This window comes from Streptococcus cristatus (assembly GCF_001588905.1).
Classification (GTDB): Bacteria; Bacillota; Bacilli; order Lactobacillales; family Streptococcaceae; genus Streptococcus; species Streptococcus cristatus_N.
Map to the genome: position 1 here is coordinate 1 of NZ_LAWH01000010.1, position 16,212 is coordinate 16,212.

The 16,212-nt window shown below is 36.7% G+C and carries 12 protein-coding genes; 3 read left to right on the forward strand and 9 right to left on the reverse strand.

The window, feature by feature from the left end:
* The first annotated feature begins 151 nt into the window (after nucleotides 1-151).
* Nucleotides 152-2,161, forward strand: coding sequence for a DUF1430 domain-containing protein (locus A0765_RS01905; protein ID WP_062004397.1), 2,010 nt, complete (start codon nucleotides 152-154; stop codon nucleotides 2,159-2,161).
* Between the two features lies 1 nt (nucleotide 2,162).
* The gene (locus A0765_RS01910) at nucleotides 2,163-2,795 is read left to right on the forward strand and encodes an ABC transporter ATP-binding protein (RefSeq protein ID WP_062004398.1); all 633 of its coding nucleotides are present in this window, start codon (nucleotides 2,163-2,165) and stop codon (nucleotides 2,793-2,795) included.
* Between the two features lie 68 nt (nucleotides 2,796-2,863).
* Here A0765_RS01910 and xerS read toward each other — a convergent pair whose 3' ends face one another.
* The 6 genes from xerS to A0765_RS01940 all read right to left on the reverse strand — a co-directional run bounded on the left by xerS (nucleotide 2,864) and on the right by A0765_RS01940 (nucleotide 8,235).
* A complete protein-coding gene (gene xerS / locus A0765_RS01915; RefSeq protein WP_062004399.1) occupies nucleotides 2,864-3,934 on the reverse strand; it encodes a tyrosine recombinase XerS in 1,071 nt (356 codons plus the stop codon).
* Between the two features lie 183 nt (nucleotides 3,935-4,117).
* Entirely contained in the window at nucleotides 4,118-4,561 is a 444-nt protein-coding gene (locus A0765_RS01920; RefSeq protein WP_048763855.1) for a MepB family protein, read from the reverse strand.
* A 53-nt stretch (nucleotides 4,562-4,614) separates the two neighbouring features.
* Nucleotides 4,615-5,403 (reverse strand): alpha/beta hydrolase, encoded by a 789-nt coding sequence (locus A0765_RS01925; protein ID WP_062004400.1) that lies wholly within the window; start codon nucleotides 5,401-5,403, stop codon nucleotides 4,615-4,617.
* Between the two features lie 60 nt (nucleotides 5,404-5,463).
* On the reverse strand, nucleotides 5,464-7,032 hold the full coding sequence (gene ffh / locus A0765_RS01930) for a signal recognition particle protein (protein WP_061909023.1): 1,569 nt from the start codon (nucleotides 7,030-7,032) through the stop codon (nucleotides 5,464-5,466).
* 55 nt (nucleotides 7,033-7,087) lie between these two features.
* Nucleotides 7,088-7,420 carry a putative DNA-binding protein gene (locus A0765_RS01935; protein ID WP_005590307.1) on the reverse strand — a complete coding sequence of 111 codons (333 nt, stop codon included), beginning with the start codon at nucleotides 7,418-7,420 and terminating at the stop codon, nucleotides 7,088-7,090.
* Between the two features lie 116 nt (nucleotides 7,421-7,536).
* Complete coding sequence (locus A0765_RS01940; protein WP_062004401.1) at nucleotides 7,537-8,235, reverse strand: GntR family transcriptional regulator; 699 nt, start codon at nucleotides 8,233-8,235, stop codon at nucleotides 7,537-7,539.
* A 239-nt stretch (nucleotides 8,236-8,474) separates the two neighbouring features.
* Between A0765_RS01940 and guaA the strand changes: the two genes are divergently transcribed.
* Nucleotides 8,475-10,034: a glutamine-hydrolyzing GMP synthase gene (gene guaA, locus A0765_RS01945; protein WP_062004402.1), complete on the forward strand. Its 1,560-nt coding sequence runs from the start codon at nucleotides 8,475-8,477 to the stop codon at nucleotides 10,032-10,034.
* A gap of 1,044 nt (nucleotides 10,035-11,078) precedes the next feature.
* Here guaA and A0765_RS01960 read toward each other — a convergent pair.
* The 3 genes from A0765_RS01960 to A0765_RS01970 are packed head-to-tail and all read right to left on the reverse strand — an operon-like array spanning nucleotide 11,079 to nucleotide 16,102.
* Nucleotides 11,079-12,275 (reverse strand): phosphorylase family protein, encoded by a 1,197-nt coding sequence (locus A0765_RS01960; protein WP_062004403.1) that lies wholly within the window; start codon nucleotides 12,273-12,275, stop codon nucleotides 11,079-11,081.
* Nucleotides 12,256-12,714 (reverse strand): response regulator, encoded by a 459-nt coding sequence (locus tag A0765_RS01965; RefSeq protein WP_048763870.1) that lies wholly within the window; start codon nucleotides 12,712-12,714, stop codon nucleotides 12,256-12,258. The genes A0765_RS01960 and A0765_RS01965 overlap by 20 nt, the downstream gene beginning before the upstream one ends.
* Nucleotides 12,689-16,102 carry a hypothetical protein gene (locus A0765_RS01970; protein WP_152901985.1) on the reverse strand — a complete coding sequence of 1,138 codons (3,414 nt, stop codon included), beginning with the start codon at nucleotides 16,100-16,102 and terminating at the stop codon, nucleotides 12,689-12,691. The genes A0765_RS01965 and A0765_RS01970 overlap by 26 nt, the downstream gene beginning before the upstream one ends.
* Nucleotides 16,103-16,212 lie beyond the last annotated feature (110 nt).

Consider the following 16,212-nt stretch of genomic DNA (forward strand, 5'->3'; position numbering starts at 1 on the left):
CTAGGACTTTTGTCCCAGCCTCTTTTTTGAACTCATTTTTACCTATAAATAATTTCTAATATATTGCTTTTATGATATACTATAGATGGATAAAGTCATTTGAAAAGCTTGAAATATCTCTCTTCAAGCTCTCTTTAGAAAGTGTGATCTTATGAAACGAGTCTTTATTATCTTTTCTAATCTTTTTGTCACCAGCTTTCTTCTTTGGATTGCCTTTATTTCACCAAATACGCTTATCCACCGAAGTCTCCCTGTAGTAGGAGTTCTTAAACAAGAAAGAAATATCACCAATGAGGAGCTTTCAGCCAACTTAGATCAGTTAGCAAGGGAAAGCAATAGTGTAATCGCTCGCCAGATTCAACAAACGGATTCGCAAGGTCAGATCAAGTTCTCCTATGATATCTACGGAGAGGGAGAGCTTCCAAAGGGCATCAAAAAAGCAGATAAAGAAGTCGCTTCTAAGAAAAGCTTACTTACCAATTACTATATACTCTCAGGGAAGTTACCACTCGAAAAGTTGGATCAAAAACTACACGAACTTGCTTTCTCAAAGACTTTCATGAATAAGCCTAATCTCTTGCAGAATTTTATGGCATTTTTTGGTTCCAGTTCCCAATCCTTAGCCTTGGTTATTTTTATTCTTAGCTTTAGTGCATTGACCATTATTCAAAAAACACTTGAATTGAGGAGTGCAGGGATTCGTTACATTGCAGGGATGAGACGGTACCAACTCTTTGGACGTTCTCTCATGGAAGACAGCAGAGAGCTGCTTTTAGGATGTATTGGAGCCGGTGCCTTAGGATCCATTTTGATTTATTGTTTACAATTAACCCCCTTTGCCTATTCCTTCATCATTTCGAGTAGTATCATTTACAATATGCTCTTACTCATCGTATCAGCTCTCCTGTCCTTTATCTTTGCTTTCAGCATCCAGACGGTGCACTTGGTTAGCCTTTTAAAAGGGAAAATTCCAGTAAAAAGGATTTTAGTTTTTCTCTTTACCTGTCAATTTCTCGCTGTTGCTCTCATTGGCCTTGCTATCCATCGAGTCAGTATCTATGGTTCTGTCTGGCAGACTTACCAAGAGGGGAAAGTGGCTTGGTCTAAAGAGACGAATTGGGTTCAAATTGGTGTAAATCGGGAGGATTTTTCACAGAGTACAAACAAAGAGACGCAAATTGAGAACAGAGCCAAATGGTCTAAGCTCATCGAGTCTGGCATCGAAAAAGGTGGTCTCTTGGTCTATCATCAGCTCGCATCTTTTGATTCAAAAGGCTTCATGAATGATCCTAGAACAGGGAGAGATCTTTCGATCACAGATTACGATTCTCTTGCCAATACTCTGTATGTCACTCCAAATTACCTTGATATCCAAAGGATCTCAGTTTCCCCTGAGGAAAAAGAGCGCTTGAATCACTTGCAAGCTGGAGAATTTGGACTCTTGCTCCCTGAAAAGTTGAAAGGGCAAGAAGAGGAGTTGAAAAAACGCTATGAAGATTATCTGACTCCTAAAGATAATCAAGGAAAGAGCCAGTTACACATGAAAGCACGGATGACCTATCTTCCTAACAACCAAAAACGATTTATCTATAATAATACACCTCTGAACTATCAGCAATTCTTAACCGATCCGATTTTGGTTGTTGTTCGACCTAGAAGTTTTGGTGGCTACGACAATCCTTATTTCTCTCATCTTAATTCTTATCTGTATTTTGATGGACTTGAAAAAAGCAAGAAGCTAATAGCTGAGCATGGGCTTGAAAAAAACGTGAGTCAATACGACTATGCAGCGGCTGTCTATCAGCAGATGATGCAATCCATTCAATTAGAGAACCTCATGGCCATTGCTGGCGGTATCTTCGGAATGGGGACCTCCATTCTACTCTTTAACACCATGAATTTCCTCTATTTTGAAGAGTTTAGAAGACCGATATTCCTGAAGAAGATTGCGGGCATGGACTTTTTGAAAATTCATAAAAGTATGCTCGTATCAGAGATTACCATGCTGCTATTAGGTAGTGTCCTGATTTTCTTTCTCACACAGGAATGGTGGATCGCTCTCGTCACGCTTTTATTATTTACGATTAATGCTTGGCTGATTCTCCTTTACCGCTCGCACAAAGAAGAGCATTTCTTGCCCATTATTCTGAAAGGAGCCTAATATGATAAAAATAGAACACCTGGCAAAATCATTTGGAGAACGAACTGTCTTTCAGGATATCAATCTGCAATTTGCAGCAGGAAAAGTCTATGCCCTAATCGGAAATAGCGGTTGTGGCAAAACAACCCTGCTCAATATCCTGGCTAAGCTAGAACCTTATGATAAGGGAAGCATCAGCTACCGAGGGCAAGAGCTTAAGCAAATCAAATCTCATCACTTTTTCAAAAATGAATTAGGCTATCTCTTTCAAAATTTTGGTCTTCTTGAAAACGAGACCGTAGCGGCCAATTTAGAACTTGGATTGATTGGTCAAAAATTGACTAAACAAGAGAAGAAGCAGCGAGAAGAAGAAGTCTTAGAAAAGGTGGGATTGGATTATCTCACACTCGGTCAAAAAGTCTATGAATTATCAGGCGGAGAAGCGCAACGTATCGCCTTGGCCAAAGTCATCCTCAAGGATCCTACCTTGATTTTGGCAGATGAATTGACTGCAGCACTCGATCCCGAAACTTCACAAGAAATTATGAACTTACTGTTATCATTGAAAAAGCCCGACCGTTTGATGATTCTTGCAACGCATAACCCAGCGATTTGGGAAAAAGCTGATGAAGTGATTCGGTTAAATACTATCTAAGTAAAAATACTCTATGATTAAAAATCGTAGAGTATTTTCTGTGTATGTCATAATTTTAATTATGTAAATCAAAGCTTATCTAGAGCATTCTTTTGCTCATCATTGACAATGTGGGTGTAAAGGTCAGTGACTTGTGTACTAGCATGCCCTAGCTGGTGACTGACGAGAACTTGAGATTTGGTTGCATCATACAAACGTGTAGCAAGTGTATGGCGGAGTTTGTGGGGAGTCACCCGCACTTTGAAGTCCTCAGAATACTTAGCCACCATTTTTTCGACACTGGAAGCATCAATTCGATTCGGAGTGCCACGGTATTCAGTCAAAAAGAAGGCTGTATCCGTCTTTTCGGCCTTGTATCGTTTGCTCCGAATGCTCAGATATTTCTCTAAATAGGGCTTAGCAAAAGCAGCAACGTTGACAGAGTCCCTTTTTCCGCCTTTTCTTGTCACTTCAATAACCATCATTTTGAGATTAATGTCTTTCAGGTCTAGATTAACAGCTTCAGACAGACGAACACCAGAGGCAAGCAGCAAGGCAATGATGGCTAGATCTCGTTCCTTGTTTTTGTTGAAAGAGGACAGGGCGCGATTAGAGAGCTTCTTAGGGTACTCCGTATCGATATATCGGAGAAATTCCTCGGTTTCATCTCCTAAAAAAAGCTTCTGCTTAATATTCTCTGCACGAGCAGCCAGAGTTTCTTTTTTCTTCTTAGTAGCAACTTTTTTCATTACATTTCGATAGAAGTAGGGCTCACCCTGCTCGTTTTCCACTTCCTCAGTCAAATATTTGTAGAGGCTGGACAAAGCTGACAGAGTCCGATTGATGGTTGTCTGGGAAACACCGTTTTGTGTCGTGTTGGCATTGAGGAGCGGCCGCTCTCGCAAATACAGAATGAAGGCCTCCATGTCTTTCTTGCTCATATTTTCCAAGACAGAAAGAGGAATCTCAGCAATCTCTGAAGCGTCAGAAATATCGGAGTCTAAAACCCAGCGAAAAAATCGATCGTATTCTTTAAGATATTCATACAAGGTCGTAAAACTATAAGGTACCGCCAGCTTGGACTGATAGTACTCTAGAACGTACCAGGGCATGATTTGCTTCAGCTTATCAATTCGTTCCAATAAAATCTCGCGTTTCATTCAATCTTCCTCATAATTTTTCTATAAAAGAAGTATAGCATATCTAGATATATTTTTCAAGAAAATTATAGTTTTTCGGAAAGATATCAGAGGGGAGATATGTGTCCGACTTTGCTAGAAAATAGATAATAAAGAAACAAGACAGAATTGAAAAAACAAACTCTGTCTTGTTTTACCTAAAATTTATTCTTCTAATTCGATTTTTTGAAAATAATCCAGTTGCCATTTTTGTGTTGCCCGAGCTGCTTTATTTAAATTGCTGCACCAGGACGGATAAAACCGCATAGCCATTTTTCCTTTACAATCCTTTGTAGAAAGAATTTTTTTACTGATAGCCACCTCTTTGGGAATTATAAATATACCGCAATGACGGTCGTCGATGACGACAATAACCAGTTCATCTCCCAAGTCCTCATCGCTATAAGGAATATTCTTGTTGTCTTGGCCTTTTTTCCAAAAGACTGTAAAGTAGCCTTCTTTTTTGGGTGTTTTCTTTGCCAAACGGCATCTTTTATATTCTTGATCATCCTTTGGCTTAATCAAAATGTTTTCATAGTCTTCATTCCATCTTTCATTTATCAGATCAAAGTCACCATAATACCTATGAAGAATGTCTGTCATTTTCATTGTTTTATTGTCTTTCTAAATTTTTACCGAAATAAAATTATGTAATATAATTATTAGAATAAAAACTCCCGAATTAAATCAATGACTTGATCATTTTGCGGCAGAGATGAATGATGTGCAGTCTTACCTGTGATGACGACCTCTCTGTGCGAAGCGATCTTTCCTTTATAAATCAAGCTCCCAGCTTCTACACTGCTTCTATGGACAATTCCGTCACCATCCCGGAAAAATATCCCTAAAATCGATAGATGCTGCAGCTTCTTAGGCAGTTTTTCCTGATTGGCTACAAAGTCATCTAGCATCGCAACTCGATGATTGAGATTTTTCTTATTCAGATTATAAGGGCTGCCAATAGTCAGGAGCTTTTCCATCTCTAACCCAGAATAGTTTGCAAGATATTGCTGCAGGAATACTGTATAAATTAGGCCACCGTTTGAATGCCCCAGCGCCTTAAAACTGTTAAAAGAGTACTTCTCTCGCAAAACAGTCAAGGCAGCGTCAAACATTGCCGCCTGCTTCTTGATATTTTTGTAACCATCGCGATTATTCTGAAAACCGACCACAAAAATGGGGGTTCTGTCCTTTCGCTTCAAATGCCCACGATAAGTCATGTGGCCGTCATTCCAGACTTTGATACGAATGAGACTATGGTGAGGATGCTGGCCGTGATTGAGCTTTCTAACCATTTTGTTAAAACGATTCTCTGTTGCTGAACTGCCCGGAATCATGATAATTGGCTGAATATCAACTTTGCTAAAGGGCAGATGGCTGATGGGATGGGAAGTGAGCTTCGCTTGTATGTCGTTATAAAGCCGAATTAGGTACTTAATAAACTTTTTCATTTCTTTTTCCTAAGTGTATAAAACAAGTTACATAAAATAAATTATGTAACTTGTTTGCGATTACTTCCGTTTTTTCTTGTTTTTCTTCATTTGCTTGGCCATTTTATTCATGCTGCGGCGCATGAGAAATTCTCCTGCTTTCCCTTTGAGGCCACCGCCAAAAAGTTGGCTCATATCTGGCATTCCTGCTCCGCCTAGGGCAGATAAATCAGGCATACCGCCTTGTCCCATCATGCCTTCTAAAGCTGACATATCAGGCATGCCGCCCGGCATATTTTTAGGTAGATTGTTAGGATTGAGCCCCATCTGTTTCATCATTTTGTTCATATCTCCAGATAGGACACCCTGCATCATCTGTTTGGCTTGGTTAAAGTCTTTGATAAACTTATTGACTTCGACAAAGCTATTACCAGAACCAGCCGCAATCCGACGACGACGACTCGGGTTGAGCAGATCTGGATTTTCCCGCTCAGCTGGCGTCATAGAAGATACGATGGCACGCTTACGAGCAATTTCTTTTTCATCTACTTTGATGTTCTTTAGAGCAGGATTATTGGCCATACCTGGCAGCATCTTGAGCAATTCTTCCATAGGCCCCATGTTCTGCACTTGGTCCAGTTGGTCGATGAAATCATTGAAATCAAAGGTATTTTCCCGCATTTTTTCAGCCATTTCAAGAGACTTTTTCTCATCGTACTCTTGAGCGGCCTTTTCAATCAGGGTCAGCATATCTCCCATACCGAGGATACGGCCAGACATACGGTCTGGGTGGAAGGTCTCGATATCGGTAATCTTTTCACCAGTACCAGTAAACTTGATTGGTTTGCCGGTAATCTGACGGACGGACAGTGCCGCACCACCACGAGTATCCCCATCAATTTTAGTCAGGATAACCCCGGTTACTTCCAGCTGATTGTTAAATTCACGGGCTACATTTGCTGCTTCCTGACCGATCATAGCATCGACCACCAGCAGAATTTCATTTGGCTGTGCTAAAGCCTTGACATCAGCCAGCTCCTGCATGAGTTTTTCATCAATTTGTAGGCGACCAGCCGTATCAATCAGGACATAGTCGTTGTGATTAGCCTTGGCTTGCTCCAAACCTTGACGGACAATCTCTACTGCTGGAATTTCTGTCCCCAAGGCAAAGACTGGCACATCAATCTGTTGGCCCAGTGTTTTCAGCTGATCAATAGCCGCTGGACGGTAGATATCCGCCGCAATCATCAAAGGACGAGCATTTTCTTCTTTCTTGAGTTTATTGGCCAATTTACCCGCAAAGGTCGTTTTACCAGCCCCTTGCAAACCAACCATCATGATAACAGTCGGAATCTTTGGTGACTTGATAATCTCGGCAGTATCAGAACCTAGAATGGCTGTCAGCTCTTCATCTACGATTTTGATGATTTGTTGAGCTGGATTGAGCGTGTCAATAACTTCGTGTCCAATAGCTCGCTCACGAATCTTTTTAATAAAGTCTTTAACAACAGGCAGGGCAACGTCAGCCTCCAATAGAGCAAGACGGATCTCTTTGGTCGCTTCCTGGATATCACTCTCAGAAATTTTGCCCTTTCTGCGTAGGTTCTTAAAGACGTTCTGTAAGCGTTCAGTTAAATTTTCAAAAGCCATAAATTTTTCTCCTCTTAATTATCAAATGATGAAAGTGGACAGGTTTCTATCCGCTCTATTCTCGGTTATCAATACTGGACAAAACCGCAAGCTGCTCCTGCAAATAGGGATCATCAGGGTATTTTTCCATAATCTGGTCGAAAATCTGACTTCTGACGATATAGTCAGAGTACATGTGCAGTTTCATTTCGTAGTCTTCCAGAATTTTCTCTGTCCGCTTGATATTGTCATAGACAGCTTGGCGGCTCACATTAAACTCCTCGGCAATCTCAGCAAGGCTGTAGTCGTCCGCATAGTAAAGCTCAATATAGTTCATCTGCTTGTCGGTCAGCAAAGCCGCATAAAACTCAAACAGAGCGTTCATTCGATTTGTTTTTTCAATTTCCATAAAGAATATTATACCAAATAATCCCTTTAAACTCCACTCTTTCGGTAGGTTTGAAAATAGAGAATTATAAAAAACTGCCGACCGACAGTTTTTATAACGTAATTTAAATTATGTAATTATTTGTTTTCTAAATAAAATTCAAAGCGTTCGCCGACATACTGGCTTTTTACATATTCAAAGGCCGTTCCATCATCAAAATAAGAAACTTGTGTCAAGCCTAAAATGGCATGACCACGGGGAATTCCTAGGTATTTAGCGATTTTCTCCTTGGCCAAACGGGCGTAAATGGTCTGTTGGGACTTGCCAATTTTATAGCCGTGCTCTTGCAGGGTTTGAAAGAAATGGCTGGTCACTTCTTCTTTTTTGAAATTTTTTATAAATTTCTCTGGGATCGAGGCGACCTCATAGACTACGGGGATATCGTCAGCGTAGCGAACCCGTTCCATGCGGATGATGTTCTCTGTCTTATGAATGCCCAGCTTTTCGACTTCTCGCTCGCTAGGCAGCGTCCGACGGTAGGAAATCAGCTGGCTGGACGGTATTTTCCCTTGAGACTTCATAATTTCTGTAAAACTAGTCGTTCCACGCATCTTTTCCTGAACGCGTGTACTTGCAACATAAGTCCCGCTACCGACTCGACGCTCTAGCACTCCTTCCTCCACCAGAAGCGTAATAGCTTGGCGCAGGGTCATTCTGCTGACCTCGAAAGTTTCAGCAAGATCACGTTCACTTGGTAAACGCTCGCCAATCTCCCAAACCCCTTCGTCAATATCTTTTTTTATTTGATCATGTATTTTCACATAAGCAGGTAACATCAATAGCCCTCTTTTCTGATTTTAAGCAGCTTTTTATACATTTATTGTATTATCAATTAGTTTAAAAGTCAAACTAAATATCAATCATTGTAGGGAAATCCTATTTGATTATCATTCTTTAGAACAAATGTCCTAGCTTTTCATTTATTTTACTTGCAGCTAGCCCTATAACCTTGGAAAAATCCGATTTTTGTGATAAAATGAGGGGAAAAGATTACTTCTTTTAAGAAAGGGAAAAGATGACAACTACAACTGAATTGCAAGATGTTGAAAAAATCATCGTGCTTGATTACGGCAGCCAGTACAACCAGCTGATTTCACGTCGCATCCGTGAAATTGGTGTATTTTCTGAACTTAAGAGCCACAAGATCACAGCGGATGAAGTCCGTGCTATCCGTCCTGTCGGGATTATCCTTTCAGGTGGACCTAACTCAGTTTATGAAGAAGGTTCATTTGATATTGATCCAGAGATCTTTGAGCTGGGGATTCCAATTTTAGGGATTTGCTACGGTATGCAGCTTTTGACTCATAAATTAGGCGGGAAAGTATTGCCAGCAGGTGATGCCGGCAATCGTGAATATGGTCAATCCAAACTGACACGTGCTACTTCTCCTCTTTTTGAAGGTACACCAGATGAGCAGCTTGTCCTGATGAGCCACGGTGATGCGGTGACAGAGATTCCTGCAGACTTTGTTCGTACGGGTACATCTGCAGATTGTCCTTTTGCATCTATTGAAAATCCTGACAAGAAAATCTACGGAATCCAGTTCCACCCTGAGGTTCGTCATTCTGAGTACGGTTACGATATTTTGCGCAATTTTGCTCTCAATATCTGTGGTGCTAAGGGCGACTGGTCTATGGATAACTTCATCGAGATGCAGATTCAAAATATCCGTGAAACAGTCGGCGACAAACGTGTTCTGCTCGGCCTGTCAGGTGGTGTTGACTCTTCTGTTGTAGGTGTCCTCTTGCAGAAAGCTATCGGCGATCAATTGATCTGTATCTTTGTAGATCACGGTCTTTTGCGTAAAGGCGAAGCTGATCAAGTTATGGAGATGCTAGGTGGCAAATTTGGTCTTAACATCATTAAAGCAGATGCAGCGAAGCGTTTTCTTGACAAACTTGCTGGTGTATCAGATCCAGAGCAAAAACGTAAAATCATCGGAAACGAGTTTGTTTATGTCTTTGATGACGAAGCAAGTAAGCTAAAAGATGTAAAATTCCTTGCTCAAGGAACACTATACACTGACGTGATTGAGTCTGGAACTGATACTGCTCAAACTATCAAGTCACACCACAACGTTGGTGGACTTCCAGAAGACATGCAGTTTGAATTGATTGAACCATTGAACACTCTTTATAAAGACGAAGTCCGTGCCCTCGGTACAGAGCTTGGTATGCCAGACCACATCGTATGGCGCCAACCATTCCCAGGACCAGGACTTGCTATCCGTGTCATGGGTGAAATCACTGAAGAAAAACTAGAAACTGTTCGTGAGTCTGATGCTATCCTTCGTGAAGAAATCGCTAAAGCTGGTCTTGACCGCGATATCTGGCAATACTTCACTGTCAACACTGGTGTTCGTTCAGTCGGTGTTATGGGTGACGGTCGTACTTACGACTACACGATTGCTATTCGTGCCATCACTTCTATCGATGGTATGACAGCTGACTTTGCCAAAATTCCTTGGGAAGTCCTTCAAAAGATTTCTGTACGTATCGTAAATGAAGTGGATCACGTTAACCGTATCGTCTACGACATTACAAGTAAACCACCTGCAACTGTTGAGTGGGAATGATTTATAAACATGATTTGAAGTGAAATGGTTGATTTAACAGCATTTTCAGTTATTATAAAAGGTTAAAAATTAATCAAAATTGATTGGTTCCCCACCAAGAATCCCACCAGAAATATTCTGATGGGATTTTTTATATTAAATTCTATTTTTATATTAAAAGAGTTTATTAGCAGTTCTTTCTGCAAAATACATCATAACACCAACAATTAATGCCGTCAAAACAGGAATCTTGAATTTAAATGCTGAAATCATTAACTTAACACAACCCAAATTCCATTTCGGCCAAATTGATGAGAAAGAATTGTCAGATAAAATCAAGACCGCGCACCGTAATACAGTGAGAATGATATTAAAAATCATAGCTTATCAACACCAATCCGATTTATTACCAGAAAAGTGGGAGATTGAACATATCCTTCCTTAAAAATGGCAATCAAGTTATTTCCAAACGAATTCAGATTCTGATGTCAAAGAATTGGTTGAACATATTGGAAATAAAATTCCCTTTGAAAAGAGGCTCAATATTATCGCAAGCAACGGATACTTTGTTAAGAAAAAAGAAAGCTACAGGAAATCCAAAGTTGGTATATTACTCGAAATAACAGCAATTGGGGACTTGATGAAATTAGAGAACGTGATATTCGTATTTCTGATAAATTAGTTGAAATACTGAAGGACTGAAGCTTAAACCAACATGAAACCAATATTGCAGAATCGTTAACATTTATCCCGGAAGATCGATCTCCAGCCTATCTTGAATTTTTAAAAATTTTCAAAATGGAAGATTCAAATGAAGCAAGAGAAAAATTTTTGAGTATATAAAAAATCAACAAAGCACTTTGGCCGGTAACACATATTATGTTACAATCAACTAAAGTGCTTTTTGTATATATTTATCAGCAATTATTAATATGTTTATCTATTTGTATCTGCTTCCACATTAAAAAAGTTTTTACAAAATTTTACTTATACACATAGAAACTCTGCTACAGCAGATTTTGCAACAATTCTTAAAAATGTAATATTATATTTAAAACAACTAATTTAAATATTAAAAACACCTTCCTCAATAATTAGTTTCAAAAAACCTACACTTGTATATGCTGCATAACTTTGATAAACATCATTTTTTTCTGAATTTGCAAAATCACAGACGCTCTTAACGGCAAGAAAGTTTTCTGGCTTGGGTGTTGAAGTATTCATACATGAAAAATACATTCCATATATTTCCATTTCAAGTCCTAACAATTTCCTAGTCATACTTTTGGGTTTTTCCAAAACTGCTGAATCTCCTACAACAGCTGAACCTGATGCAACTGGACCAATCTTCATTTTTAAATCATGATTAGGAGCTTTCCCTTGAAAACTCTGTTTAATACCAAATAATTTCATTGGCATGTCGGTGATTTTCCTTATCTTCGAGTGAAGCTCTGGTTTAACGGCAATCGCACTATAATCTGGACGGAATCCTTCTTCTACTATTTTTCCACTTTCATAGTTCCATGACTCACTAGCCACCATTATATCACCAAGACCAATCTCCCCTTCGACCCCTGCAGCAATTCCAGTCATACAAACATTTCGAGGTCGAAATGTTTGTATGATCTTTTCTGTAAACTGAGCCATCGCAACCATTCCCATTTTATCATCTGTTGCTAACAAAAGTTTTTGTCCATTGCTTAGTTTTGCTTCATAGTAAATAGAGCTATCTCCCACAACATTTATCGGGTTATAGTCTACAAAAACTTGCTTTACGGCATCAAATTCTGGACTATTCAATGCCGTAATAATTGCATAATCGTAGAGATAACCGCTTTTATAATAATAGCTAGGAGTAGACTGTTCAATTGTTTTTATTTTTGCCAATAAATTTTCACGCCACTCCTGAGTCGAAAAATCAAATTTTATTATCTCAGTAAATGAAGAAGAGAATATCGGATTTCCTTGATCAAGTGCTTCAACGTCTGCTGTTAAACCAACAATATATTTAGGCCTTACAATCTTTGTACTTCTTTGGAGTTCCTCCAACAAGTCAACTGAATTTTTTAACTCTGGATTATCTAAACCAAATATTTTAGGTATAACTAAATCTAAAATCAATAAATCAAATTCATATTTTTTTATGAAACTTATAGTGTCATAAATTCCAGTCGCAACCTGAATTTCCCATTTTTTTTGATCAAAAACTTCTTTTATTTTAGAAATTTTGTTTTCATTGTCATCAACTATCAGTACTTTCATTAAGTTCTCCTACTAACTTTGTTAAGTTCTCAAACCAGCTTTTTGAGGACGAGCTATAATATATAATCTCAATAAAATTTTTATGATATTTTTCCTTTAAAATAGTTCTCATTTGAGAAATAGTGATTTGTTCTTCCCCAAAACTTTCATATTGAGTTATAATGATTGTTTTTAGATTAATCTCGCGTTGTAGCATTTCTTCTAAAATTTCCATTCCAGCAAAATTCCTTATTTTTCCACCACCACTATTGGTGTCGATATCGAAAGTTGGCAGGGTCATATCAAGAAGTAGCAAATCAAAACTAGAATTTCTCAGGGATTTGACACCCTGTTGAAATGATCTTTTTTCTGAAAATGTTAAATTGGAATACTGGCTATTTAAACGTTCTATAACTTGAGAACTTTTATTTTTATCATCCTCGATTATTAGTATCTTCACTATACTCCCCCATGTTAATAATAACTTCAAATTCTTCAGAGGTTACTTCAAATTTAAAAGTTAGCTTTTTCTGCAAATTAAATTTTATTATTTTGTACAATTTTGAATACCCTGATCCGCCCTCTTTCGTTAGCATTGGAATATCGAGACTACTATCAATAACTTGCAATTCCTTTTCTAACTTCTCAACTGATTCTTTTATAGTTGCCTCTTTATTACTTAAGTAGTTATTTCTAAATTTAATAACCGAACAATCGTCTTCATCAGTTATCGAAGCATTAATAATCAAATCCTCACTTTTAATACCACTATGCTTCATAGAATTATTAAATAAGATAAGGAGAATATCGATGTAAAAAGGTAGTTCTTTGCTTGATATACTATAGTCCTCACTTAAATTTAAATTAAACGTAACTTTTTCAAAATCCGAATTTATTTTAGAAATAATATTTTCCGAAACAGAAATCAAATCTTCGCTTCTGACAATAGTATCTTCAGAAATTTGTGAGCGTTCAAACCAGCCCGCCACTTCCTCTAAAGCAATTTGAATTTCTGTCTTACAAGAAGCTATATTATTTTTAATACTAGGAACTTCTACACCGTTTGTAACCAAATTAGATTCTAATGTTGTCAGTTTATCAATAAAATTATTTGTAATATCATTTTTTATTAAATCCTGTAACTTAGATACCTTGTTATCAATTTTTTTCCAAATATATTCTACAATTATATCGTAGATTTGCTTTTGATTACTTAGCACCTTAACTTTGTCATAAACTTCTTTTTCCAGATCGCTGAAACTTTCGTTTAAGTTAAAAATACCGGAGTCAATCCCTCTACTTTTATATTTAATTTGCAAGAGTTCTTGCTTAATAGAAGATATTTCATCATCTATCGATTTTGAAAATTTATCTAAAATATCAGATATCTTTCCATACTCGACTCCAACTATGTCTCTTATGTGTTCATTTTGAGCATAAACTTCTGAAGAATCCGATATTTTCTCGGTTATCAAGTAATAGTTATTAAACGGCTTCCTTATCTGCCCCTGTAGAGTCCCATGCCTAATTCTTGTGCTAAGATATGAGTCTAATCCATCGTCATCAAATAAAAATTTATTAACTATTCTCTCAAACAAACCTTCAAGTGCTCTCATTTTAGGGGTATATTCTTCTAAATTTAGTAAAAAATATTGATTCCCATCACTTAAATTTATTGTTTGCTTTGGAATATATTCAATTTCTCTAGAATCCGCACTATCGAAAAAATCATTGAAAAATTTTTCAAAATCATTCTTATTTTTTTCATATATTTTTTCGCTATCAACAGTTAACTTACTTTGGTTAACCGATTGAACCAGTTTCTTCAATAGCACCTCTTGAGATAACTCACTAATTTCTTTTGTATATTTATTATCAAAGTCTTCTTCATTTTCCTCGTTCAATTTGCTGAGAATACTTAGACGTTCGCTAACTACTTGTTCCTCAGATTCAAATAACAATGCCATATCAGATAAAAAATCACGTGTACAAATACGCTCTAATATAAACCTGACCCTATCTTTATTACTAGTTGTAATTTTAATATTAGAAGGATAGTCAATTGAATTACCTTCTAAGTAATCTTCGAAAACATATTTCAGTCTATCTGAGCCACACAGCTTTGCAAATATTGGTACCTCAAGTTTTGACAAATCTAGATTACGATTTTCTGCATCAAAAAAATCTTTCATCTCGTCTAACGGGTACATAAAAATAGCATTTGGGGTTCGGAAATATGTATCTGCAAATTCTAATACTACATTTCCCAAATCTCTTTTTCCAAAATAATATTTATAGAGGAAATACCTCACCTCTTCTTGATACCAGTTAGGTAGTTTCTGTCTTTCGATTACTTCAATAAGAATTTTAAAGTCAGTAATATTAATTTCTGACTGCCTCAACAAACTTAAAACCACCTCAAATTCTAGTGCGGATTTTAGATTCTCGAACTTTTGATCAGTTATACTTGCAAAATCTATATTTGATAATGCACTTGTTTTAGAGAGAAACTCTACAGTTTCTGAAATATTGCCAACATATTTCAAATAAGAGAAGCCAATGTACCTATCATACAATTCTATACTTATATCATCTTGGCTTCCATTTAAAAATTGTTTTAAATACAACAGAACTTGATTGAGTAAGTCAAAATTACTATATTTTCTTGTATAAAAGAATAGTTTGCTAACATATTTTTCAAAAGAAGTTTGACTAAAACTCTTTACTGATCGATAGCAATCAATAATATCTACCAAGTCAAAGATATAAGCTGAATTTAAAATACCCTCGTCATAATCTCCCTCACTAATCTGTAATGAAGTGTAGTAGGACAACATATCGAGGCTCGATTTGCTTATGTAAAACTCTTTTATTATTCTACTAATTGGATCTAGGCACTGCTTGTAGTTTCCACAATACAAGTTAATTTCTAATTCCATAAATTGAATATCAATATCTTTCATATTTTCAATAAATTCGGAATCTTCAAATAAAAAATGTTTAATTCTATAATCATCAAACTGACATAAAATATCTATAAAATTCTTCCGAATTCTTTTCTTTATATTTTCCGGAAAATTCAATAATAACTTTACTAAAATATTGAATCTATCTATTACAGAAAGCAATGTGGATGTTGATAATAACATTCCAACCATTTCTTCATTGTCAGTTGGGAAATTCTCAAATGAAGCGAAAAAAGAGAGTATAGGCTTGAATGTAGGGTGTACATTCTCAATTTGCCTTTTACTTGTTTTACTATAGAGAACTGGATCAGTCTCATCTACCATTTTATTGACTACTAAAGATAGTAAATATGAATTAAAGTTTAAATAGCTACTTTTATTCTGAATTTGATTTTCATAATATTGTTGAAGCTCCTTTTTTGAAAGATTATTTTTGTTTTTCTGAATCAATAATTCATTCTCAATGCCCCACAACGAAAAACCAAATTTCTCCTTTATTTGAGTTAAAATGGCTTCGCCAAAATCTGTTCCTTTCTTAAAAAAAGAATCTTCAAATTCCAATTTAAGTGATGAATATTCATTCAATTGTTTTTTATAGAAGAGAAGTTCTAAAATATACCATTCCATTTCTTTCATAAAACCAACAGAGTCTACATTAAGTACCCAAAGATCTTCTACCTTTGTAATATCTTTAATAATGGTATTTTTAGAATATCGTAAAAAATACTCATTGGCAATAATTGTTGTTCTAAAAAAATCCCTTTTAAGTTCGGAGTTGCTCGATTCTTTTATTTTTAATATGTCTTTTATTGATAGTTTTTTCTGAAAGGCTTTTGCCTTAAGTTTTGGCAAATTCTGCTTATTTGTAACATGCTTTTTCATCTTTGAACTCATCCTCTATCTCCAGACATTCTATAATAAAATTCTATAATTTAATATTATTATACTACTTTTTCACTCGTTATGCTAGTTAATTTTTAATCATCTCAGGT

Excerpts from the sequence above, each read along its gene's own strand:
- A0765_RS01960 (WP_062004403.1), bottom strand. The coding sequence starts at position 12,275 with ATGAAAGTACTGATAGTTGATGACAATGAAAACAAAATTTCTAAAATA.
- A0765_RS01910 (WP_062004398.1), top strand. The coding sequence starts at position 2,163 with ATGATAAAAATAGAACACCTGGCAAAATCATTTGGAGAACGAACTGTC.
- A0765_RS01935 (WP_005590307.1), bottom strand. The coding sequence starts at position 7,420 with ATGGAAATTGAAAAAACAAATCGAATGAACGCTCTGTTTGAGTTTTAT.
- ffh (WP_061909023.1), bottom strand. The coding sequence starts at position 7,032 with ATGGCTTTTGAAAATTTAACTGAACGCTTACAGAACGTCTTTAAGAAC.
- A0765_RS01940 (WP_062004401.1), bottom strand. The coding sequence starts at position 8,235 with ATGTTACCTGCTTATGTGAAAATACATGATCAAATAAAAAAAGATATT.
- xerS (WP_062004399.1), bottom strand. The coding sequence starts at position 3,934 with ATGAAACGCGAGATTTTATTGGAACGAATTGATAAGCTGAAGCAAATC.
- guaA (WP_062004402.1), top strand. The coding sequence starts at position 8,475 with ATGACAACTACAACTGAATTGCAAGATGTTGAAAAAATCATCGTGCTT.
- A0765_RS01920 (WP_048763855.1), bottom strand. The coding sequence starts at position 4,561 with ATGAAAATGACAGACATTCTTCATAGGTATTATGGTGACTTTGATCTG.
- A0765_RS01970 (WP_152901985.1), bottom strand. The coding sequence starts at position 16,102 with ATGAAAAAGCATGTTACAAATAAGCAGAATTTGCCAAAACTTAAGGCA.
- A0765_RS01925 (WP_062004400.1), bottom strand. The coding sequence starts at position 5,403 with ATGAAAAAGTTTATTAAGTACCTAATTCGGCTTTATAACGACATACAA.
- A0765_RS01905 (WP_062004397.1), top strand. The coding sequence starts at position 152 with ATGAAACGAGTCTTTATTATCTTTTCTAATCTTTTTGTCACCAGCTTT.